We start from the raw sequence: 20900 nt of genomic DNA, 5'->3' as shown, positions 1-20900 counted from the left end.
GTTATCGGGTGTGGCATTCATCACGTCGAGCGTTCGCCGAGAATGCTCGGTGAACGGTTGGATCGGGTCTCGGACGCGCGGGTGAATAGCAGCGCGGGGGTGCCCGGATCCCGCTACGTTCAGGAAGCATGACGACCGAGGTGACGACGTACCGCTATGTCCGTTTCGCGTTGTGCTGTCTGCTCGCGGGCCTGGCGATCTCGGTAGGCGCCGAGACGATCGCGAGCGGCGAGTGGCAGACCTCCATCTCGTCGTACTACTACACCCCTGCAGGCCCGGTCTTCACCGCTGCGCTGTGCGCGCTGGGCGTGTGTCTGGTGGTGCTGCGGGGCTATACCGACGCGGAGGACACCGCGCTCAACCTCGCCGGGCTCTCGGCCCCGATGGTGGGGTTCGTCCCGACGCCCGAGATCGGGCAGGAGATCGACAAGGCGGCCATCGTCAACAACGCCTGGAGCTACCTGGCAGTGATGGCGATCGGCTGGGTCGTCGTCCTGATCTTCGGGCTGCGCAAGCGGGCCGCCGCCGGAGCCTGGCCCTCACGCTGGGCCGCCATCGGACTGGGCTCCGTCGCCGCGGCGTGGGTGGTCGGCGTGGTCTGGCTGCTGATCGACCAGGACGGCTTCGCGAGCAAGGCGCACGGGCTCGCGGCCGTGTTCACGTTCACGCCGTTCGCGCTGGCCGTCGTGCTCAACACCGACTGGGGCGTGCGGAAGATCGCGCAGGAGGCCGACAAGGCGCGTACGCGGTTCGACAAGACCTACTGGGCGCTGGTCGTGGCGATGGTGGTGCTGCTGGCAGCGGGCATCGTGCTGGGTCTGGCCGGTTGGGACTACTGGTTGCTGGCGACCGAGGTCTCGCTGCTGGGCTGCTTCACGATCTTCTGGATACTCCAGAGCTTCGACCTGATGGACCCGCGGCGGGATGCGCTCACCACGCGCCAGCGCATCCTGCCTTGAGGGCGGGTCTCACCTGAAGTCGATCAGCAGATCGTCATCGCCGTTGTCCGGGTCGGTGACGACCCGAGGGAGACGTACGGCGGTGTCGGTGCGATTGGCGAGCGGCACCGCCGGCCGGTCGGCCTCGTCACGCTCGTCCATCTCGTGCGCGCCGGTGGTCGAGCCTGTCGAGACCACCTGGGCGTGCGGGAGCACCTGGGCGTGCCACGCGCGGCAGTTGTAGGGCAGCTGCATGCCGTCCATGCCGCGGCCGTAGTCGTCGTAGAAGGCGAGCACTTCGCGCCGCTTCCGGTCCTGGGCTTCCGGCTCGAGCGAGGCGATGTTGGACCGTGACACGGCCAGGTCCTGGATCGTACGGCGGTCGACGACCTGCCAGTGCCGGAAGGTCTGGGACTCGACCGCCGAGAAGAGACCGGAGTCGTCGAGGGCCTGGGCGTGGTCGAAGTCGTGGTCGAGGTGGCCCAGAAGGTTGCCGAGCCTGCGTACCCAGGGGATCCGGTCGTCCCGGTCGTTCTGGATGATCGCCAGCCGGCCCTCGCTCTTCAGGACTCGGCCGATCTCCGCGAGCGCCTTGGTGTGGTCGAACCAGTGGAAGGCCTGGCCGACGACGACCACGTCGTAGAGACTGTCGCCGGTCGGGATCTGCTCGGCGGTGCCGCTGGTGGCGCGTACGTCGGGGAGCTTCCCGGAGAGGATGTCGAGCATCGCGTCGTCCGGGTCGGTCGCGAAGACGTCATGGCCCAGCCCGACGAGGACCTCGGTGAGCTTGCCGGTGCCGGCACCGAGCTCGAGGACCGAGCGCGGCTCCTCGCCGATCAGCCACTTCACCGCAGCTGCCGGGTAGGACGGGCGCCCGCGGTCATAGCTGTCCGCCACGCCTCCGAAGGAGCGTGCCGGGTCGGGGTTCGCTGGGTCCGTCATCTCGGTCAGAGTAACGCGCGCATAGGCTTCAGGGCGTGAACGAGGATCCGCTTGCCCGGTTGGTGTCGCTCGAAGGCGTGGCGTCGGGGTTCGCCGCTGCTCGTGACGGCATCGACGTGATGCTGCGTGACCGGGGACTTCGGCGTACGTCCCCGGAGACCACCGCCGAGTCGCTGCTGCGCGGTGCGCACGCGTCCGCCGTGCTGGAAGGCTCCGGATCGACGCTCGGCGAGGTGCGTGCCTCCGGTGGCGACGCGATCGCCCAGGATGCGGTGCGGCTCTCGACCGAGCTGCTCGCGCTGGTGCCGGTGGTGAAGCAGGCGCCGTTGCAGGCGTTCGCGCGGATGCACGCGCTGGTGGCGGGCGCGTTGCTCGAGGCCGAGGAGCTGGGGCGGCCGCGGTCCTCGGCCGCGGCTGAGCGGTTGGGGCGCATCTCCGAGCTGCTGCTCGCCCCGACGTCGGCTCCGGCGTTGGCCGTGGCGGCGTTCGTGCACGCCGACCTGGCGACCTCGGCGCCGTTCGCCTCCCACAACGGGCTGGTCGCGCGTGCCGCAGAGCGGCTCGTCCTGGTCGCGCGCGGCGTGGACGAGAAGTCGCTGGTCGTGCCGGAGGCCGGCCACCTGGCGCTGCGTGCCGCCTACGAGTCGAACCTGCGCGGCTTCCGCGAAGGCGGCCAGGCGGGGGCGCACTCGTGGCTGCTCTATGCGGCCGAGGCGTACGCCGCCGGGGCCGAGGCCTCGCCGCTTCGTCTGGACGCGACCGAGTAGGCCGGGCGCAAGGTCTCGCCCAAATGAAGGTGGCACCCGGTGGGTTGTGAGCACCGGATGCCACCACGGACACGAGGCCGTCTGGTTACCAAGCGTGCAGGGTCTGGTCACTGCGTCGGGATTTCTCCCCGACTACAGCACCCCATCAGATGGGTTGATCGCCGCGTGGGTGCCTTGGCACTCGTGTACGTCTTGTTACGTCATCGTTTCTACGCTGATCGGCGGCGAGATTCAAGGGTGGAATTTCTGCCCGATGAGGAGGATGATTCGCGCTCTGCGCGACCCTGGTGCCGGGCGGGTCAGGCGCCCAGGCGACGGCGCTTCGTACCCGCCCAGATGACGCCGCCGGCGATCGCCACGGCGCCGCCGACGGCCAGCGCGGCCAGGGTCGGGGTCGACGGGGTGAGCACCCGGCTGCGCAGCGCGACCGGCTTGTTGAAGACCAGGATGTCCCAGCCGCGCTCCTTGGCGATCTTGCGGAGGTCCTTGTCGGGGTTGACGGCGAACGCGTGCCCGACCTCCTCCAGCATGGGGGTGTCGGTGACCGAGTCGGAGTAGGCGTAGGACTGCTCCAGGTCGTAGCCGAAGCGTTCGGCCAGCTCCTGGACCGCGCGGGCCTTCTCCTCGCGGTAGGCGTAGAGCGCGATCTCGCCGGTGTAGCGGCCGTCCTCGATCTCCATCTGGGTGGCGACGACGTGGTCGGCGCCGAGCATCGCGCCGATCGGTTCGACCAGCTCGGTGCCGGAGGCGGAGACGATGATGACGTCGTGACCCTGGGCATGGTGCTGCTCGATGAGCTGCACGGCCTCCTCGTAGACGAGCGGGTCGACCACGTTGTGCAGGGTGTCGGCGACGATCTCCTTGACCGTGGCCACGTCCCAGCCGGTGACCATCTCGGAGAGTGCTTTGCGCATCTTCTCCATCTGGTCGTGGTCGGCTCCACCGACGACGTAGACGAACTGGGTGTAGGCCGAGCGGATCATGGCCGCACGGGTGATCAGGCCGCCGGCCTGGAAATGCTTGGAGAACGCAAGCGTGCTCGACCTCGCGATGATCGTCTTGTCGAGGTCGAAGAACGCAGCGATGCGTGTCATGGGCTCATCGTAGACGCCCGCTGGGTGGGCCGTTCGTCATCCACAGGGCGGGTTCGGGACGGGGTTATCCACAGGCTCTGGAATTGCGGGTGGAAATGTCGGCACCCAGACGGATCCTGCTGTCATGACCTCGGAACCTCTCGTCATCACCTCGGACTCGTTGCTGGCAGCTGAGGCGGCTCGCCTGGCCGCTGCCTCCGGCGTCACCATCGAGGAGTGCGGTGACGCCGTCGGCGCCCTGCGCCGATGGCAACGACCACCGCTGATCCTCGTCGGCGCCGATCTCCTGGTGGAGGTGGCATCGTTGCGCCCGCCACGGAGAGACGGGGTGTACGTCGTGGGATGGGGCGCGACCGGTGAGCCGCTGCTCCGGGCCGCGCTGGAGGTCGGCGCCGAGACGATGCTGGAGCTGCCCTCAGCCGAGACCGTGGTCGCCGGCCTGCTCGCCGACATCAGCGACGGCGAGGGCGGCGACGGCATGGTCGTCGGCGTGCTGGCCGGGTCGGGTGGCGCCGGGGCGACGACGTACGCCGCGGCCCTGGCCAGCCTGGGAGCCGAGCGTGGACCGACCCTGCTGGTCGACGCCGACCGGCTCGGGCCGGGTGCCGGCCGGGTGCTCGGTCTGGACGAGATCCCAGGGGTGACCTGGGGTGATCTCGGTCAGACCGTCGGGCGACTGGGTGCTCGCGCGTTGCGCGAGGCGGTGCCACACATCGGTTCGCTCGGTCTGCTGGGCTGGCCGGGTGGCGACGCCGTCCCACCGAGACCCGAGGTCGCGCGCGAGGTGCTCGCCGCCGCACGTCGAGGCCATGACCTGGTCGTGGTCGACCTGCCACGTGAGTCGGACGAGGGCATCGAGGCGCTGCTGACCGGGTGCGACATCGTCTTGGTCGTGGTCCGGGCTGACGTCACCGGCACGGCGTCCGCTGCGCGGCTGATCGCTCGACTTCCCGAGCGGGAGCGGGTGCGGATCGTCGTCCGTGGCCGCGCCGCCGAGCCGGAGGCCGTCGGACGAGCGCTCGGGGTCTCGGTGATCGCCTCGCTGTCGGACCAGCGCGGGCTGTCCGAGGCCATCGATCTGGGGCTGGGGCCGATCCGCTCCAAGCGGGCGCCGCTGGCCCGGGCCGCGGCCGAGGTGCTGACGCGCTGCCGACTTCGCGCAGGGGCGATGGCGGCATGAGGGGCGCTCCCGGGGCAGTCGACATCGCACCCCAGGTCGTCGACCTGGTGCGCGACCACCTGGCGCGTACGCCAGGAGAGCTCACCCCGCACCGGGTCCAGGAAGCGCTCCGCGCCGAGGGGCGGATCGTCGGTGACGCGACCGTGCTGGGCGTCTTCGAGATGCTGCGCCGTGACGTGGTCGGGGCCGGTCCGTTGGAGCCGCTGCTGCGGTTGCCCGGGGTGACCGACGTCCTCGTCAACGGGCCCGACCAGGTCTTCATCGACCGCGGCTCCGGCCTGGAACCCGCTCCGGTCGCCTTTCCCGACGACGATGCGGTCAGGCGCCTGGCGCAACGGCTGGCTGCTGGCGCCGGACGTCGTCTGGACGACGCCTCGCCCTATGTCGACCTGAGGCTGGGCGACGGCAGCCGGTTCCACGCGGTGCTCGCGCCGCTGGCGCGACCAGGCACGGTGATCTCGCTCCGGGTTCCTTCGGCGCGGGCGTTCACGCTCGACGAGCTGGAGTCCTCCGGGATGGTCGTGCCTGCCGTCGCGGATCTCCTGCGACGGCTGGTGCTGGCGCGCTCCGCCTTCCTGGTGTCGGGAGGAACGGGCAGCGGGAAGACCACGCTGCTGGCGTCTCTGCTGTCGCTGGTGCCGCCCGAGGAGCGGCTGGTGCTGGTGGAGGACGCCTCCGAGCTGCGCCCCGACCATCCGCATGTGGTCGGTCTGGAGGCGCGGCCGGCCAACATCGAGGCCGCAGGTGCTGTCGAGCTCCACACCCTGGTCCGCCAAGCACTCAGGATGCGACCGGACCGGCTGGTCGTGGGGGAGGTGCGTGGTGCCGAGGTCGTCGACCTGCTCGCTGCGCTGAACACCGGGCACGAGGGCGGCTGCGGCACGCTGCACGCCAACTCCGCGGCCGACGTCCCGGCGCGGGTCGAGGCTCTGGCGCTTGCCGCCGGGCTGGGTCGGGAGGCGGCGCACAGCCAGTTCGCCTCAGGTGTGGATGTGGTCGTGCATCTGCGTCGGCGTGACGGCCGCCGGGTGCTGACCGAGATCGCGGTCCCGTGTCGCGGAGCCGATGGGCTGGTGCAGATGGAGACCGCCTTCTCGGTGGCCGCCGATGACGGCGTGATCGCCGGACCGGCATCGGACCGGTTCGAGGCGCTGCTGGGAGCCGAGCGGTGAGCGGGCTGAGCCTCGGCCTGGTCGCTGTCCTGGCCGGGGCCGCCGCCGCGTTGATGCTCCGTCCACGAGCGGACGTCGGATCACGGTCGCCCGCATGGCGGGTGCCGCGGTGGACGTTCCTCCTGGTCGCCCTGATCCCCATCGTCTTCCCGGGCAAGGCGGTCGTCGCGGCTGTCTTGCTCGGGATCGCCAGCTTCGGCGGGGTCGCCCTGTGGCGGCGCCGCTGTGAGCGGATCGAGGCGGGGCGTACGGCCAACCGCGTCGTCGAGGCCTGCGAGCAGATGGCCGCCGAGCTCGCAGCCGGGCACCCGCCGGGGCCGGCGCTGTCACAGCTCGCCGCGGAGTGGCCGATGATCGAGCCGGTCGCGGAGGCACAGCGGATGGGCTCGGACGTCCCTGCCGCCTGGCGGAAGGTCGCCGAGGTTCCTGGGGCGGGATCGCTTCGCGTGGTCGCCGCGGCCTGGCAGATCGCGCACCAGACCGGGAGCGGTCTCGCGGACGCGCTCGACCGGGTCGCGCTCGACCTGCGAGCCGCTGCCGCCACCCGGCGGGTGGTCGACGGTGAGCTCGGATCCGCCCGCTCCACCGCTCGTCTGATCGCCGGCCTGCCCGTGGCCGCTCTGGCGATGGGCAGCGGAGTCGGCGGTGATCCGTTGGCATTCCTCTTCGGATCGCCGGTCGGCCTGGCCTGCCTCGGCCTCGGGCTGCTGCTCGGCTGGCTGGGGCTGTGGTGGATCGAGGGCCTCGCGCGTGGGGTCGAGGCGACATGACAGCGTGGGTTGCCGCGATCGCGCTGGGGCTGGGGCTGGCGGCAGCGTTGCTGCCGGCGCCGACCCCACGTCTTCCTGGCGTAGGCGCGGTCGTCGAGGAGGACCGGGACGATCCGGGCGGCTGGATGATGCGTTGGCGGCTGCTCCTGGCGCTGCTTGCCGCCGGCGCTGTCTACTCCTTCGTCGGAGGTGCCGTGGGCGCTGTGCTCGCCGCTCCGGCGGGCGCCGTCTGCTGGCTGGTCATCGGCCGGGTGGAGCCGGCCGACGTGCGGCGCGAACGCGAGGCGGCCAAGGCCGAGCTGCCCGCCCTGGTTCGTCTCCTTTCCGCCGCGCTCTCCTCCGGTGCGGCGCCTGCCGAGGCCCTGGTCGCGGTGGCGGCGGCGCTTCCCGGACCGGCAGGTGCCCGACTCCTGCCGGCGGCTTCTCGGCTCCGCCTCGGAGCCGATCCGGAGAAGACCTGGCGCACCCTGGTGGACGACCCGGCCCTGGCGCCTCTGGGCCGGGCACTGGCCCGAGCTCAGGCCACCGGCGCCCCGGTCGCCACGACGGTCGAGCGACTCGCCGACGACCTGACCAGGAACGCCCGCGCCGAGGTCGAGGATCGGGCCCGCGCTGTAGGCGTCAAGGCCGCCGTCCCACTCGGGATCTGTCTCCTACCTGCCTTCCTGCTGCTGGGCGTCGTGCCGGTCGTTGGCGGTCTGCTCGTCAACCTCGGCATCTGACCGCCGAGCTCAGCCTGCCGAGACGTCACCCGCGTCGGCCGAGGCGTCACCGGACGCCTCGGCCGACTCCTGTAATCCCTGGTCATCGGGCCGATCGGTGTCCACAGGGCAGGTTCGGGACGGGGTTGTCCACAGGTAGCGAAATGACGGTCGCGAATGTCGATGGCGCGAGCCATCGTCGTCATTGAACGGCCGTACGGACGGCCATCGACCAGGAGAGGACCATCATGAGCAAGGCACATCTTCAGAAGGACGAGAAGGGGATCACGACGGCTGAGTACGCCGTGGGCACGGCGGCCGGCGCAGGGCTTGCCGGCCTGCTCTACAAGCTGCTCACCGGCGGGCTCGGCAACGACCTTCTCAACAGGCTGTTCCAGCACGTGCTCAGTCTCCTGGGGATCTGAGCCATGGCCGAGCGGGACGAACGGGGCGCCGCCACCGCGGAGCTGGTGATGGTCATCCCGCTCCTGGTGGCGGTGACCATCGGGTTGGTGTGGTTGCTGTCGGTGGGGGCAGCGCAGATCCAGGTGGTCGACGCGGCCCGTGAGACCGCTCGGGCTGTCGCCCGCGGGGACGACAACGGTGCCGCCGTCGCTCGCGGCCGGCGGATCGGACCAGCGGGCACCCAGGTGCGTGTCAGCGCCGGTGCCGAGGAGGTCGTGGCCTCGGCTCAGGCCCGGGTCGCCGGGCCCGGTGGGATCTTCAGCTGGATGCCGGGTGTGACCGTGCGGGGTGAGGCGGTCGCCGCGACCGAGGCGACCCTTCGACAGGCTCAGGACACCGCGCAGGGGGAGCAGTGAGCCCGATCCGAGCAGTTCAGAACGAGCGTGGGTCGTCAGCGCCGTTCGCCGTCGGTGCGCTCGGTCTGCTGCTCTTCGTCGGTGCGGCTCTGGGTGTGGTGGGCGCGGTCTTCGTGGCCCACCGCACCGCACAGTCCGCGGCCGATCTGGCTGCGCTCGCGGGAGCCGACGCGCTCCAGGTCTCCGGCGATGCGTGCGCGGCAGCGGCGACGATCACCGATCGAAACGGGGCCACCCTGGAGTCCTGTGAGATCGCAGGAGAGGACGTCACGGTCACCGTGCGAGTCGAGGGGCCGCGCTGGCTCGGTCAGCCCGGAGATCCGGTCGCCAAGGCGAGGGCGGGCCCGACGGGTCCGCCCTCGTCCTAGATGTCCTCGGGCCTGGCTTCGGACTTGGGCTCGGACTTGGGCTCGATGTTGGTCTTGGTCTCGGCGTCCTGGAGCGTCTTGGCCATGGTCCGCATCTCGCGCTTCTGCTTCATGTACTTCATCTGGAGCTTGCCGCCCCACTTGGTCAGCGAGATGCCGAAGAGGAGCAGGACGCCGGCGACGAGGCCGATCACGAAGATCGGCGTCGCACCGACCGGCAGACCGAGCATGGTCGCGGTCGGGTCGTCGAGATTGCCGTTGCCGGTCGTGAAGAGACCCAGAACGATGAGGACGGCTGCGACGACGATCAGCACGAGGCCCAAGATCAACATTTCCCCAGACTAGGCCTAAAAAGCGAGGTCGCGCGGGTAGGCGCGCCCCTACCCGCGCGACCTCGCGGACAAGAGCAGCCGCAACAACACCATCGCGCCCTGTTTGTCGAGCGGGTTGTTCTGGTTGCCGCACTTGGGCGACTGCACGCAGGAGGGGCAGCCGTCGTCGCACTCGCACGCCTCGATGGTCTCCAAGGTGGCGCCCAGCCATTCCCGGGCGGCACGGAACCCGCGCTCCGAGAATCCGGCTCCACCGGGATGACCGTCGTAGACGAAGACGGTGAGCATGCCGGTGTCCGGATGGGACGCCGTGCTCACGCCGCCGATGTCCCAGCGGTCGCACGTCGCGATCAGCGGCAGCAGGCCGATCGAGCAGTGCTCGGCGGCATGGGCGGCGCCCGGGATGTCCGCCTTCTCCAGGCCGGCCGACTCGAGGGCCGAGGCGGGCACGGTCCACCAGACGGCGGAGGTACGCAGCGTACGTTCGGGGAGGTCCAGGAGCTCCTCGCCGAGCACCTCGCCGCTCGGCTGGCGCCGGCGCAGGAACGAGACGACCTGATGGGTGACGTCGACATCGCCGTACGCCAGGCGGCACTCTCCCCAGCCGGCATGCTCACGCTCGGCGACGATCGAGATCTCGGTGATCTCCCGGGCGAAGGTGGAGTACCCGGGGTCGTCGCGCGAGATGACCGCGACGTTCTCGTCGAGGTCGAGCTCGTGCACGAGATAGGTCTCGCCGCGGTGGACGTAGACGGCCCCCGCATGCGCGCTCGCGTGCGAGCTGGCCGCGTCGACCGTGCCGACGACCCGGCCGGTCTCGGCCTCGATCAGCTGCACCTGAGAGCCGCCCGACGAACGGATGTCGGCGAGATCGGCGGCGCGGCGCCGGTCGGTCCAGTACCAGCCACGAGTCCGCTTGCGGAGCAGTCCCGAGGCGACCAGGTTGTCCAGGATCTCGCGCGCGCCCGGCCCGAAGAGTGGCAGATCCGGCTCCGTCAGCGGCAGCTCCTGCGCGGCGGCGCAGAGGTGAGGGCCGACGACGTAGGGGTTCGCCGGGTCGAAGACGGTGGCCTCGACCGGCTGGCCGAGCAGCGCTTCCGGATGGGTGACGAGGTAGGTGTCCAGCGGGTCGTCGCGGGCCACCAGGATGCCGAGTGCGTCGCCCGCGCCTCTCCCGGCACGGCCGATCTGCTGCCAGAAGGCCGACCGCCTGCCCGGATATCCGGCCAGCAAGACCGCGTCCAGCCCGCTGATGTCGATGCCGAGCTCGAGAGCGTTCGTCGCCGCCAGACCCATCAGCTCGCCGGAGCGCAGCGACGCCTCGATGGCCCGGCGTTCCTCGGGCAGATAACCGCCGCGGTAGGAAGCGACGCGGCTCGGCAGCGACGGATCGACCTCAGCGAGCTCGGCGGCTGCCGTCAGGGCGACCTGCTCGGCGCCGACCCGGGAACGTACGAAGGCCAGGGTGCGTACGTCCGAGGAGACCAGGTCGGCGAGGAGGTCGGCGGTCTCGGCGGAGGCCGCGCGGCGCACGGGGGCGCCGTTCTCCCCGGCGTACGTCGTCAGCGGCGGCTGCCACAGCGCGATCGAGAGCTCGCCGCGCGGGGAGGCGTCGGCGGTCACCGGGAGCACGGGAAGGCCGATGAGCCGTTCACCTGCCGTCGACGGCTCGGCGACCGTCGCTGAGGCCAGGATGAACGTCGGCGATGAACCGTAGAGGGCGCAGATCCGCCGCAGCCGCCGCAGCACGTGCGAGACGTGCGCCCCGAAGACGCCACGGTAGTGATGGCACTCGTCGATGACTACGTAGCGCAGCGAACGGAAGTAGGCCGCCCACCGCTGATGACCGGGAAGCAGCGACCGATGCAGCATGTCGGGGTTGGTCAGGATGTACTCACCGAAGTCGCGTGCCCAGTCCCGCTGCTCCCGGGTGCTGTCGCCGTCGTGCGTGACCGCGCGCACGTCGACGCCGAGCTCGCGCAGTCCGCTCAGCTGGTCCTGGGCGAGGGCCTTGGTGGGAGCGAGGTAGAGGACGCCGGCGCCGCGCTCGCCACGTGGACCGCGTCCGTCTCGGATCGCGGTCAGCGCGGGCAGCTGATAGGCCAGCGACTTCCCGGAGGCGGTGCCGGTCGAGACGATCACGTGGCTGCCCTCATGGGCGGCCTCGGCGACCACCGCCTGATGCTGCCAGGGCCGCTCGATCCCGCGAGCGGTGAAGGCGCCGACCACTTCGGCCGAAGTCCACGTCGGCCAGTCTGCGTAGACCGCCTCTCTCGGCGGGACCTGCTCGAGGTGGGCGAGCCGGTCCTCTCGGCCCGGGACGTCAGCGAGCCGGCGTACGAGATCACCGGTCGCTGTTGTCAACACCTGCCTATTCTCCCAGAATCCTGGTGGCTTCCACGCTTGCGGCCCCGCATCGTGGCCATGACGTTGCGAGTTTCTTGCGCGCATCCTGGTGAGCCGTGGTTACATTACGATCGACTCCGGGTGTCGGACTCGCGGATGGTCGATACCGGAGCTGGTCGTCTCACGTTCCTTGGCAGGAGAACTTCGAAGTGGATCTGACGCTTGCGACTCGCGAGCTCGACTCGGCCACCGTCGTGGCCGTGGGCGGCGAGATCGACGTCTATACCGCGCCGAAGCTGAGGGACAAGATCACCGAGCTCGTCGCCAGAGGGCACTACGACATCGTCGTCGACCTCGAAGCCGTGGAGTTCCTCGACTCCACCGGCCTCGGCGTCCTGGTGGGTGGACTGAAGAAGGTGCGCCAGCACGATGGCATGCTCCGGCTCGTCTGCACGCAGGAGCGACTGCTCAAGATCTTCCGGATCACCGGCCTCGCCAAGGTCTTCGACATCCACGCCAGCGCCGAGGGCGCGGCCGCAGGCTGACGCTGGTAGCGCATTAGGCTCCAGGTGTGAGTGATCTCCCGCACCGACTTCGTGACGCCCTCCAGCAGGCCGACTTCTCGTACGACTCCATCGCCGAGCTGCTCGGTCCGATCGCTCACAGCGCGCTGAGCCGGAACGAGACCCTGCCGGGCCGTCGGCGCACCCATGGTGGCTCGCCGCTCGAGACCCTCATCCGACTCTTCCTGCTGCAGACGACGGTGCCGCTCGACCATGCCGAAGCGGCCCTCCCAGGGCTCGTCGACCGGCTTGCCGTCGAGGGGATCCTCGAGCAGTCGGTGGGCGAGGTGGCCGCCCGTCTCGACGTACGCCCGTACGCCACCGACGACACCGCCCTGTGGGTCGTCTCCGACCTCACCCCGGGGCTCGACGGCGGCCCCCAGCGCATCGGCCGCGAGCACGTGCTCGGGATCAGCCCGGCCTCGACCTCGCTCGCGCAGCTGACCATCCGCGACCAGGTCGGCACGGCGCTCGACCTCGGCACCGGCTGCGGCGTCCAGGCCCTCCACCTCGCCACGCACAGCGACCGTGTGGTCGCGACCGACGTGAACCAGCGAGCCCTGTGGATCACCGCGTTCAACGCCGCGCTCAACGACGTCGCGGACCGGATCGACGTACGCAACGGATCGTTCTTCGAGCCCGTCGCCGGTGAGCGCTTCGATCTGATCGCCACCAACCCGCCGTTCGTGATCAGCCCGGCAACCGGTGAGCGCTTGGTCTACCGCGACTCCGGCCTCCCGGGCGACCGGGTGGTCGAGGACATCGTCAGGGCCGCACCGGGCATGCTCACCGAGGGTGGCTGGTGTCAGATCCTGGGCAACTGGATCATCTCCAAGGACCAGCCCTGGGACGACCGCCTCGAGGGATGGCTCGGCGACGACGTCGACGCGTTCGTCGTCCAGCGTGAGGTGCTCGACCCGGCGTCGTACGTCGAGCTCTGGCTCAAGGACTCCGGACACCACGGCTCCGAGGACTACCTGACCCGCTATGACACCTGGCTGTCGTGGTTCGAGGATCAGAGGATCGAGGGCGTCGGGTTCGGCTGGATCAACTTGCACCGAACCGACGTCAGCAACCCGAAGCGCGAGCTCCTCGAGTGGCCCTACGACGTCGAGCAGCCGATCGCCCCGGCGCTGAAGGCATGGGGCGACGCCGCTCGCGTCGAGGTCACCGAAGAGTCGATCCTGGTGCTCGCCGAGGACGTCCAGCAGGAGACCCTCGGCCAGCCCGGCGCCGAGGACCCGAGCACCGTCGTGCTGCGCCAGCAGCGCGGTCTGCGACGCGCCCGCCAGGCCGACACGATCGAGGCGGCCTTCGCGGGCGCGTGCGACGGCGACCTGGCTGTCGGCCAGATCCTCGACGCGCTCGCGCAGATCCTCGACCGCGACCCCGCGGTCGTGCGGAGCAGCTATCTGCCGATCGCCCGGGAGCTGGTCAGCGAGGGTTTTCTCCGTCCCGCACCAGGCACGCCTGGTCCCGCAACCTGATCAGGCGTCTGCGCACGCTCGAGACGAGCAGGTCGGGATAGCCGAGCGGCTCGAGGTCGGGAAGGTCGCGCAGACCCCACGGCCGCTGGGTCTGCCACGGCCAGAAACCGCGGAGCGCGGCCGCCAGCTGCTTGCCGTAGGCCGACGGCATCTTCTTCACTCCCAGCCGATCCTTGAGCGCGGTCGCGGTGACCAGACCGCTCGGCCCGGCGAGCCCGTTGGCGCCCAGGACCGTCCACACGATCCCAGCTGCCACATGAGCTGCTGGGGTGGGCCGGTCGACGACGAGCGGGTCGATCTCCCACAGCCGCAGCAGTGCCCGCCGGAGCGCGAAGCCGACCTCGACCGGAAAGTCGGCCGCGACCTCGTCCAGCAGGGCGGCCACCGCCTCCAGCTGCGTACGCCCCGCCGAATCCTCAACGATCGGGAGGTCCAGCGCGTCCTCGGTCAGCGGCGCGGCATCCAGCGCGGTGACCGCCTCGTGGCCGCCGCACAGCGCGGCCAGCCAGTCCAGCGCCACCTCGTGATCCGGTCGCGACGGCGTCGCCGGCTCCGGCCAGCGCGGACGGGTCAGCTCGGCCTCCAGCCGCTCCAGGATCAGGTTGGTCCGGGTGAGCAGCTGCGCGCACTCGGAGCACACCAGATGCTCCGGGGGAGTGGCCAGACCCTCCACGTAGTCGATGTATTCAGTGTCGATGTATTCGGTGTTGACGTATTCGGTGTCGCTCATCAGCAGAGACCTCTCTCGGTTCGGATTGGTCTCGCCGTCCTCGGAAGACACCATACGGACGACCACCGACAGAACCGTTCGAGCCGCTCTCCAGCCGCCTCAGAGGCAATCCGGCGGTGACCACGATGAGACACCGATTTCACGCTCCCGCTCCTGAGCGTGCTAGGTATTGTCTTCGCGGCGCCCAAGGCAACACGCCATGTTGTCCGAGAGCTCAGTGCCGCATGAACCGCGGTGACTGGACCCATGCCGGCTGGAGACACGCGCTAACGTGTCTCGCCAGAGCTTGTCAGTGGTGCCAGGCTCTGCTGCAGTGAGATAAGGACGTCAGTGGCACACAAGTTGGTGATCGTCGAGTCCCCGGCGAAGGCACAGAAGATCGGCGGATACCTTGGACAGGGGTATGTCGTCGAGGCCTCCGTGGGGCACATCCGCGACCTTCCGCAGAGCGCGGCAGACACCCCCGCCAAGATCAAGGACAAGCCGTGGGGGCGCTTCGGCGTCGATGTCGACAACGGCTTCACCCCTTACTACGTCGTGCCCAGCGACAAGAAGAAGCAGATCGCCAAGCTCAAGGCGCTCCTCAAGGACGCCGACGAGCTCTACCTCGCCACCGATGAGGACCGCGAGGGCGAGGCGATCGCCTGGCACCTCCTCGACGAGCTGAAGCCGAAGAAGGGCATCCCGGTCAAGCGGATGGTCTTCCACGAGATCACCAAGCCCGCGATCCTGGCGGCCGCGGAGAACCCTCGCGAGCTCGACATGGACCTCGTGGAGGCTCAGGAGAGCCGACGGATCCTCGACCGCCTCTACGGCTACGAGATCTCGCCGGTGCTCTGGAAGAAGGTCATGCCCCGGCTGAGCGCAGGGCGGGTCCAGTCCGTCGCCACCCGGCTGGTCGTCGACCGTGAGCGCGAGCGGATCGCCTTCAGGACCGCCTCCTACTGGGACCTCGCCGGCACCTTCGACGCCGGCTCGCAGCACGACCCGCGGATGTTCCCGGCCAAGATCACCTCGATCGACGGCGGCCGCGTCGCCCGCGGCACCGACTTCGGTCCTGACGGCCTCATCAAGAGCGACAAGGTCGTCCACCTCGACCGCGGCCGCGCCGAGGCCCTCGTCGCCGGTCTCGAGGGGCAGACCTACGAGGTCCGCTCTGTCGAGTCCAAGCCCTACAAGCGCAGCCCCTACGCCCCCTTCCGCACCACCACGATGCAGCAGGAGGCCAGCCGCAAGCTCGGGATGACCGCTTCGACGACCATGTCGGTCGCCCAGCGCCTCTACGAGAACGGCCACATCACCTACATGCGTACGGACTCCACCACCCTGAGCGGCGACGCGATCAGCGCCGCCCGCGCTCAGGTCAGGGAGCTCTACGGCGCTGAATACCTGCCCGACGCTCCCCGGACGTACGCCTCCAAGGTCAAGAACGCGCAGGAGGCCCACGAGGCCATCCGCCCCGCGGGTGACTCGTTCCGGACCCCGGCGCAGACCGGCCTCACCGGTGACCAGTTCCGTCTCTACGAGCTGATCTGGATGCGCACCGTCGCCTCCCAGATGAAGGACGCCGTCGGCCGATCGGTCGCCATCCGGCTGGGTGCGCAGGCGACCACCGGCGAGGACGTGGTCTTCTCCGCGACCGGCCGGGTGATCACCTTCCACGGCTTCCTGAAGGCGTACGTCGAGGGCACCGACTCCGCCGACCAGACCTCCGACGACCAGCAGACCCGGCTCCCGAACCTCGCCGAGGGGGACACGGTCAACGCGGCCAGCCTCACCGCCGACGGTCACGAGACCAAGCCCCCGGCTCGCTACACCGAGGCGACCCTGGTCCGCGAGCTGGAGGAGCGCGAGATCGGCCGCCCGTCGACCTACGCGAGCATCATCCAGACGATCATCAACCGTGGCTACGTCTTCAAGAAGGGCACCGCCCTGGTTCCTGCCTGGGTCGCGTTCTCGGTGGTCCGGCTGCTGGAGGAGCACTTCCCCCGGCAGATCGACTACCGGTTCACGGCGAGCATGGAGGAGAACCTCGACGAGATCGCCAGGGGCGTCAAGGACATGACCACCGAGCTCGGGGAGTTCTACTTCGGCTCCGAGCGGGTCAAGGGCCTCAAGCCGCTGGTCGACGGCCTCGGCGACATCGACGCCCGCGAGCTGGCGACGTTCCCGGTCGGCGACCCGGAGTCGGGGGTCAACCTCCGAGTCGGTCGCTACGGCCCCTACATCGAGGGCCCAGGCGACGACGGCACCCCGCTCGCGGTGCGTGCCAACGTCCCCGACGACCTGCCTCCCGACGAGCTCACCCTGGAGAAGGCCAAGGAGCTCTTCGCCAACCCCGCCGGCGAGGAGCTGAACCTCGGCGTCCACCCCGAGACCGGGCTCACCGTCGTCGCCAAGAGCGGCCGCTTCGGCCCCTATGTCACCGAGCAGCTTCCCGAGGACGCCAAGAAGAGCGCCAAGCCCCGCACCGCGAGCCTGTTCAAGTCGATGAGTCTCCAGACCATCACGCTCGAGGACGCGGTCAAGCTGCTGACCCTGCCCCGGGTCGTCGGCACCAGCGCCGACGGCGAGGAGATCACCGCCCAGAACGGCCGCTACGGGCCGTACCTCAAGAAGGGCACCGACTCCCGCACGCTGAGCTCGGAGGACCAGCTCCTCACGATCACGCTCGAGGAGGCTGAGCAGATCTACGCCCAGCCGAAGCAGCGTGGCCGCGCCGCAGCCAAGCCGCCGCTCAAGGAGCTCGGCCCCGACCCGGTCTCCGGGCAGCCGATGGTGGTCAAGGACGGCCGCTTCGGTCCCTACGTGACCGACGGTGAATACAACGCCACCCTCCGGGCCGCCGACGACCTGGAGACCCTGACCGCCGAGCGCGCAGCTGAGCTGCTCGCCGACAAGCGCGCCAAGGGCCCGGCGAAGAAGACCACCAAGCGGACCACGAAGAAGACCGCTAAGAAGGCCACGAAGAAGGCTCCGGCGAAGAAGTCGACCGCCAAGAAGACGACCAAGAAGGCTGCGACGAAGAAGGCCTAGGCCGTACGCCGCGGCGCAGCCCGCTCATGTGACAGAACCCCGCCTCGGCGGGGTTCTGTTGCTGTTGAGGTGGGGGCGTGGGCGGGCGCATGTGCCGGCATTCCCGCCCTGGCGGGACTCTGTCAGCCAAGAGCTCCTTGCAACGCGATCGCCACCCGGTCGCGCTCGGCAGCGGTCACGCCGTCACCCTCATCGTCGGTGAGGTAGCCAAACACGTTCGGCCCCTTCAGGTCAGGTGGCTGATCGGCCATCCGCGGCACCAGATGGACGTGCAGATGCTCGAATCCTTCGGCCTCGGAGAACTGCATGACGTACGTCTTCACGCATCCGGTCACCGACCGCAGCGCCGCCGACAGGGATCCGAGCAGCGTGCCCAGCTCGACATGGGCATCGGCTGGCAGCTCGTCGAGGGCTACTACGTGCTGAATCGGCGCGATCACCAACCAGCCGGGCAGCGAGACGTTGAAGGCGTGGCCGACCCGCCAGTGCTGCGTACGGACGATCGACTCGCGTGGCGGCAGGGACTCGAGGGCGCTGTTGCGGCAGTTGTAGCAGTCCATCGCGGCAACCTAGCTCGACCGACTGCAGGGTCGCGGGTGAAAGAAGTATTTCTTTCACCCGCAAGACCGACCCGTCAGCCGAGGGAGCCGACGACCTCGTCGTAGTCCAGCCGCTCCTCGGCGATGTAGAAGAGCCGCGCCCCAGGACCGACAGGCAGGTCCCACGAAGGGCTGACCTGGATGCCGTCGACGGTACGGACGGCCAGGATCGTGGCGCTGTGCGAGCGACCGAGAGCGGACTGCCAAGCGCCCGCGTCCACCGTCGCCGCCCCGGCGGGCACCGTGAGCGAGTAGGTGCCCTTGCCGCCGGCGGTGGCGAGCTCCTGGTAGACCTCCGCGATCCCCGGGTCGCTGAGCTCCTCGGCGATCAGCTGGGTGTTGTGCCACTGGACGCAGTGGACGGTGGTGTCGACGCGGAAGATCGTGCGCTGCACCCGGAGGTCCCGCAGCGCCACGATCGTGTGCACCGAGGGAGCGGCCGCGTTGGCCGCCACGGTGAGCGTGACCGCCTCGTTGTCGTCGCCAGCGTCGATCAGGACGCTGTGCGCACCGGACAGCCCGGTGCGAGCGAGCACGTCGAGATCGGTGATGTCGCCGCGTACGAAGTGGAGGCGGTGCTCACCGGGCTGCGGGTGCTCGGAGAGCTGGTCCTCCCAGGTCGCGAGCACGACCTCTCGCTCGGGCTCGGCGAGCAGCTCGGCCAGGAGCCGCTCGGTGCGGCCGGCGGTGTAGCCGAGCAGAACGATGTGGTTCTGTCCGCTGAAGCTGATCTCTCCACGCATGCGGCGTCCTTTGGCGTTCTCGATGATTGCCGAGATCCGGCTGAACAAGATGGCGAGGGTGGTGATGGAGCCGAAGACGACGTACGCCCCGACGAGCCGGCCCCCGGTGGTCTCCGGGAAGAAGTCGCCGTAGCCGACCGTGGTCGCGGTGACCAGGAACCACCACCAGTAGTTGGCCGGCTGCACGATCTCGCTGCCTGGCTGGGCCAACGCCATCGCGATCCAGCCGGTGACGAAGACGAAGCCGGTGATCATGAGCGGGAGCACCCACGCGGAGTGCTGAGAGGTCCGTCGGACCAGTCGGATCAGGAAGAACATCAGTAACCCACCCAGCCCTTTCGGGCATAGTCCAGGATCGCCGGATCCAGCAGCGTGGTGACCGAGGTCGGCCGCTCGGCACGGTCCGGTGGGAACGACGAGGCGGCCGCGAGTACGGAGTCGCTGGCGTAGCGGAGCCCGCCCGGTGCCTCGTCGTCGAGCGCGAGGGCCGGAGCCGACGACTCCCGTCCGGCCAGGATGTACCCCCAGTTGCCGAAGGAAGGTACGTCGGCTTGGTAGGGGGTGGTCCGGTAGCCGGCCTCGGCGAGCGTGTGCCTCACCGACCAGAACGCGTCCGGTGCGAAGAACGGGCTGCCCGCCTGCACCACCATCCGCCCGGAGGGAGCCAGCAGCCGCGCGATCATGCTGTAGTTCTCGACCGAGTAGAGCTTGGCCAGCGCGGTCGAGTCCGGGTCCGGGAAGTCGGCGATCACCACGTCGAACGGTGCCCCCGAGTAGTCCCGCACCCAGGAGAACGCGTCGGCGGGGACGTACGTCAGCCGGGAGTCCTCCAAGGAGCCCGCGGTCAGCGACGAGACCGGCTCGAAGGAACGCGCCAGCGACACCACAGCGGGGTCGAGATCGACCAGCGTCACAGACGACACCGACTGGTAGCGCAGCACCTCGCGGGCCGCGAGCCCGTCGCCGCCGCCGATGATCAGCACTCGCTGATGCGGCCCGTTCATCGCCGGGTGGACGAGCATCTCGTGGTAGCGGTACTCGTCCAGCGAGGAGAACTGCAGGTCGCCGTCGAGGAAGAGGCGTACGTCGTCGAACTCCGGCCCGACCGGAGCGCCTCGAGTCACCACGATCTCCTGATAGGTCGAGCGCTCGGAGTGGATGATCGGGTCGCGGTAGAGGGCCTGCCGGGCGCTGAGCTCGAACGCGTCGGCCATCACCGCGGTGGTGCCGAGCGCTACGGCGAGCACGCCGCAGACCGCCGAGACGAGCCCGCGCTGCCCACGCGTGCCGGCCAGCGAGACTCCGACCATCCACGCCGCGACGACGTTGAGCGCCGCGGTGGCCACGGTCCCCACCAGCAGCCCCAGCGTCGGCAGCAGCAGGAACGGGAAGGCCAGCCCACCGATGAGCGCGCCCACATAGTCGACCGCGTTGATGTCGGCGACCGCGTGCGAGGCCTGCTGGCGCCGGAGTCGCTGCAGCAGCTCCATCAGCAACGGGATCTCGGCGCCGACCAGCGCGCCGATCAGGAATGTCACCACCAGCATCATCGGGGTGTAGAGGTGCAGCCACGCGAACGACGCGTAGAGCGCCGGCACCGATGCGCCACCGACCGCCGCCAGTGCGATCTCCACGCCGACGAACGCGCGCAGCGGCCGCGCGGTGAGCGGCTTGGCGAGCACGGCGCCGATGCCCATGGCGAACATCGACACCGCGATCACCAACGAGGTCTGCGCGATCGAGTTGCCGAGCAGATAGCTTCCCAGCGTCACCAGCGCGAGCTCGTAGACCAGCCCGCAGGCGGCGCAGACGAACACCGCCGCGAGAACGAGCAGCCGGGCTGCCCGTCCCTCCGGCATCGCAGACAACGAGGGAAGCGTGAGACTCACGTGATCGAGGCCGCCACGATCACGCCGACGGCAAGCTGCACCGCAACGGTGACCCAGATCGCGGGATCGTCCTTGTCGTCGGTCATCAGCTCACCGAGTCGCCCCGGGGTCAGCAGGTCGAGGATCACGAAGGAGACCGCCAGCAGGAAGATCCCGACGAATCCGTACGCAGCGGTCTCGGCCAGGCCCTGGAACGTGTCCGCCTCCGCGGTGTAGATCGAGGTGGCCACGATCGTGGCGATCGCGAGGACCGAGGAGCCGAGCAGCAGCGCCGGGTCGCGGCGGTGCTCCACGAAGATCAGCTGCCCCAGCTTGCCGGGCGTGAGCAGGTCGATCACGTAGAAGCCGATCACCAGCAGGATCAGCCCGAGGGCAGCGAAGGCGACGGTGGACAGCAGTCCGGTCAACAGGTCATTCATCGT

The 20900-nt window shown here is 69.7% G+C and carries 21 protein-coding genes; 12 read left to right on the top strand and 9 right to left on the bottom strand.

Annotated features, from left to right (window positions below; all coding sequences use genetic code 11):
* Window positions 1-128: 128 nt before the first annotated feature.
* The gene (locus BJ988_RS23390) at window positions 129-959 is read left to right on the top strand and encodes a hypothetical protein (RefSeq protein WP_179660266.1); all 831 of its coding nucleotides are present in this window, start codon (window positions 129-131) and stop codon (window positions 957-959) included.
* Window positions 960-968: 9 nt separating this feature from the next.
* On the opposite strand, the gene BJ988_RS23385 is transcribed toward BJ988_RS23390, so the two are convergent.
* Window positions 969-1880 carry a class I SAM-dependent methyltransferase gene (locus BJ988_RS23385; RefSeq protein WP_218861075.1) on the bottom strand — a complete coding sequence of 304 codons (912 nt, stop codon included), beginning with the start codon at window positions 1878-1880 and terminating at the stop codon, window positions 969-971.
* A 35-nt stretch (window positions 1881-1915) separates the two neighbouring features.
* On the opposite strand from BJ988_RS23385, the gene BJ988_RS23380 reads away from it, so the two are divergent.
* The gene (locus tag BJ988_RS23380; protein ID WP_179660265.1) at window positions 1916-2647 is read left to right on the top strand and encodes a Fic family protein; all 732 of its coding nucleotides are present in this window, start codon (window positions 1916-1918) and stop codon (window positions 2645-2647) included.
* A gap of 299 nt (window positions 2648-2946) precedes the next feature.
* Here the strand turns inward: BJ988_RS23380 and BJ988_RS23375 are convergent, their stop codons facing one another.
* On the bottom strand, window positions 2947-3741 hold the full coding sequence (locus BJ988_RS23375) for an HAD family hydrolase (protein ID WP_179660264.1): 795 nt from the start codon (window positions 3739-3741) through the stop codon (window positions 2947-2949).
* 124 nt (window positions 3742-3865) lie between these two features.
* On the opposite strand from BJ988_RS23375, the gene ssd reads away from it, so the two are divergent.
* The 7 genes from ssd (at window position 3866) to BJ988_RS23340 (ending at window position 8753) form a co-directional block, all read left to right on the top strand.
* Entirely contained in the window at window positions 3866-4921 is a 1056-nt protein-coding gene (gene ssd / locus BJ988_RS23370) for a septum site-determining protein Ssd (RefSeq protein ID WP_179660263.1), read from the top strand.
* On the top strand, window positions 4918-6093 hold the full coding sequence (locus tag BJ988_RS23365) for a TadA family conjugal transfer-associated ATPase (RefSeq protein ID WP_179660262.1): 1176 nt from the start codon (window positions 4918-4920) through the stop codon (window positions 6091-6093). Before ssd ends, BJ988_RS23365 begins: the two co-directional genes overlap by 4 nt.
* The gene (locus BJ988_RS23360; RefSeq protein WP_179660261.1) at window positions 6090-6863 is read left to right on the top strand and encodes a type II secretion system F family protein; all 774 of its coding nucleotides are present in this window, start codon (window positions 6090-6092) and stop codon (window positions 6861-6863) included. The genes BJ988_RS23365 and BJ988_RS23360 overlap by 4 nt, the downstream gene beginning before the upstream one ends.
* A complete protein-coding gene (locus BJ988_RS23355) occupies window positions 6860-7585 on the top strand; it encodes a type II secretion system F family protein (RefSeq protein WP_179660260.1) in 726 nt (241 codons plus the stop codon). The genes BJ988_RS23360 and BJ988_RS23355 overlap by 4 nt, the downstream gene beginning before the upstream one ends.
* A 227-nt stretch (window positions 7586-7812) precedes the next feature.
* Window positions 7813-7989, top strand: coding sequence for a DUF4244 domain-containing protein (locus BJ988_RS23350; protein WP_179660259.1), 177 nt, complete (start codon window positions 7813-7815; stop codon window positions 7987-7989).
* A 3-nt stretch (window positions 7990-7992) separates the two neighbouring features.
* Window positions 7993-8385, top strand: a complete 393-nt coding sequence (locus BJ988_RS23345; RefSeq protein WP_179660258.1) for a TadE family protein — start codon at window positions 7993-7995, stop codon at window positions 8383-8385.
* The gene (locus BJ988_RS23340; RefSeq protein ID WP_343051754.1) at window positions 8382-8753 is read left to right on the top strand and encodes an Rv3654c family TadE-like protein; all 372 of its coding nucleotides are present in this window, start codon (window positions 8382-8384) and stop codon (window positions 8751-8753) included. The genes BJ988_RS23345 and BJ988_RS23340 overlap by 4 nt, the downstream gene beginning before the upstream one ends.
* Here BJ988_RS23340 and BJ988_RS23335 read toward each other — a convergent pair.
* A complete protein-coding gene (locus BJ988_RS23335) occupies window positions 8750-9085 on the bottom strand; it encodes a hypothetical protein (protein ID WP_179660257.1) in 336 nt (111 codons plus the stop codon). The two genes, BJ988_RS23340 and BJ988_RS23335, sit on opposite strands and share 4 nt — an antisense overlap.
* A gap of 48 nt (window positions 9086-9133) precedes the next feature.
* On the bottom strand, window positions 9134-11452 hold the full coding sequence (locus tag BJ988_RS23330) for a DEAD/DEAH box helicase (protein WP_179660256.1): 2319 nt from the start codon (window positions 11450-11452) through the stop codon (window positions 9134-9136).
* 188 nt (window positions 11453-11640) lie between these two features.
* On the opposite strand from BJ988_RS23330, the gene BJ988_RS23325 reads away from it, so the two are divergent.
* Window positions 11641-11976 (top strand): anti-sigma factor antagonist, encoded by a 336-nt coding sequence (locus tag BJ988_RS23325; RefSeq protein WP_165109518.1) that lies wholly within the window; start codon window positions 11641-11643, stop codon window positions 11974-11976.
* A 26-nt stretch (window positions 11977-12002) separates the two neighbouring features.
* Window positions 12003-13481 carry a DUF7059 domain-containing protein gene (locus tag BJ988_RS23320; RefSeq protein ID WP_179660255.1) on the top strand — a complete coding sequence of 493 codons (1479 nt, stop codon included), beginning with the start codon at window positions 12003-12005 and terminating at the stop codon, window positions 13479-13481.
* Here BJ988_RS23320 and BJ988_RS23315 read toward each other — a convergent pair.
* The gene (locus BJ988_RS23315; protein ID WP_179660254.1) at window positions 13429-14211 is read right to left on the bottom strand and encodes a hypothetical protein; all 783 of its coding nucleotides are present in this window, start codon (window positions 14209-14211) and stop codon (window positions 13429-13431) included. The two genes, BJ988_RS23320 and BJ988_RS23315, sit on opposite strands and share 53 nt — an antisense overlap.
* Window positions 14212-14541: 330 nt before the next feature.
* Between BJ988_RS23315 and topA the strand changes: the two genes are divergently transcribed.
* Entirely contained in the window at window positions 14542-17247 is a 2706-nt protein-coding gene (gene topA, locus BJ988_RS23310) for a type I DNA topoisomerase (protein WP_179660253.1), read from the top strand.
* 122 nt (window positions 17248-17369) lie between these two features.
* Here the strand turns inward: topA and BJ988_RS23305 are convergent, their stop codons facing one another.
* From BJ988_RS23305 to BJ988_RS23290, 4 genes are all read right to left on the bottom strand, one after another.
* On the bottom strand, window positions 17370-17807 hold the full coding sequence (locus tag BJ988_RS23305) for an HIT family protein (RefSeq protein ID WP_179660252.1): 438 nt from the start codon (window positions 17805-17807) through the stop codon (window positions 17370-17372).
* 74 nt (window positions 17808-17881) lie between these two features.
* Complete coding sequence (locus BJ988_RS23300; RefSeq protein WP_179660251.1) at window positions 17882-18907, bottom strand: ion channel; 1026 nt, start codon at window positions 18905-18907, stop codon at window positions 17882-17884.
* Complete coding sequence (locus BJ988_RS23295) at window positions 18907-20448, bottom strand: polyamine aminopropyltransferase (protein ID WP_179661662.1); 1542 nt, start codon at window positions 20446-20448, stop codon at window positions 18907-18909. The genes BJ988_RS23300 and BJ988_RS23295 overlap by 1 nt, the downstream gene beginning before the upstream one ends.
* A gap of 26 nt (window positions 20449-20474) precedes the next feature.
* Window positions 20475-20897 (bottom strand): DUF350 domain-containing protein, encoded by a 423-nt coding sequence (locus BJ988_RS23290; protein WP_179660250.1) that lies wholly within the window; start codon window positions 20895-20897, stop codon window positions 20475-20477.
* Window positions 20898-20900: the final 3 nt, after the last annotated feature.

It is taken from the genome of Nocardioides panzhihuensis (genome assembly GCF_013408335.1).
Taxonomy (GTDB): domain Bacteria; phylum Actinomycetota; class Actinomycetes; order Propionibacteriales; family Nocardioidaceae; genus Nocardioides; species Nocardioides panzhihuensis.
Note: the sequence above shows the minus strand (reverse complement) of the source record. Positions and strands in the feature narration are given on the sequence as shown.

Excerpts from the sequence above, each read along its gene's own strand:
- BJ988_RS23355 (WP_179660260.1), top strand. The coding sequence starts at position 6,860 with ATGACAGCGTGGGTTGCCGCGATCGCGCTGGGGCTGGGGCTGGCGGCA.
- BJ988_RS23375 (WP_179660264.1), bottom strand. The coding sequence starts at position 3,741 with ATGACACGCATCGCTGCGTTCTTCGACCTCGACAAGACGATCATCGCG.
- BJ988_RS23390 (WP_179660266.1), top strand. The coding sequence starts at position 129 with ATGACGACCGAGGTGACGACGTACCGCTATGTCCGTTTCGCGTTGTGC.
- BJ988_RS23350 (WP_179660259.1), top strand. The coding sequence starts at position 7,813 with ATGAGCAAGGCACATCTTCAGAAGGACGAGAAGGGGATCACGACGGCT.
- BJ988_RS23345 (WP_179660258.1), top strand. The coding sequence starts at position 7,993 with ATGGCCGAGCGGGACGAACGGGGCGCCGCCACCGCGGAGCTGGTGATG.
- BJ988_RS23300 (WP_179660251.1), bottom strand. The coding sequence starts at position 18,907 with ATGTTCTTCCTGATCCGACTGGTCCGACGGACCTCTCAGCACTCCGCG.
- BJ988_RS23290 (WP_179660250.1), bottom strand. The coding sequence starts at position 20,897 with ATGAATGACCTGTTGACCGGACTGCTGTCCACCGTCGCCTTCGCTGCC.
- BJ988_RS23305 (WP_179660252.1), bottom strand. The coding sequence starts at position 17,807 with ATGGACTGCTACAACTGCCGCAACAGCGCCCTCGAGTCCCTGCCGCCA.
- BJ988_RS23365 (WP_179660262.1), top strand. The coding sequence starts at position 4,918 with ATGAGGGGCGCTCCCGGGGCAGTCGACATCGCACCCCAGGTCGTCGAC.
- ssd (WP_179660263.1), top strand. The coding sequence starts at position 3,866 with ATGACCTCGGAACCTCTCGTCATCACCTCGGACTCGTTGCTGGCAGCT.
- BJ988_RS23335 (WP_179660257.1), bottom strand. The coding sequence starts at position 9,085 with ATGTTGATCTTGGGCCTCGTGCTGATCGTCGTCGCAGCCGTCCTCATC.
- BJ988_RS23295 (WP_179661662.1), bottom strand. The coding sequence starts at position 20,448 with ATGCCGGAGGGACGGGCAGCCCGGCTGCTCGTTCTCGCGGCGGTGTTC.
- BJ988_RS23385 (WP_218861075.1), bottom strand. The coding sequence starts at position 1,880 with ATGACGGACCCAGCGAACCCCGACCCGGCACGCTCCTTCGGAGGCGTG.
- BJ988_RS23315 (WP_179660254.1), bottom strand. The coding sequence starts at position 14,211 with ATGAGCGACACCGAATACGTCAACACCGAATACATCGACACTGAATAC.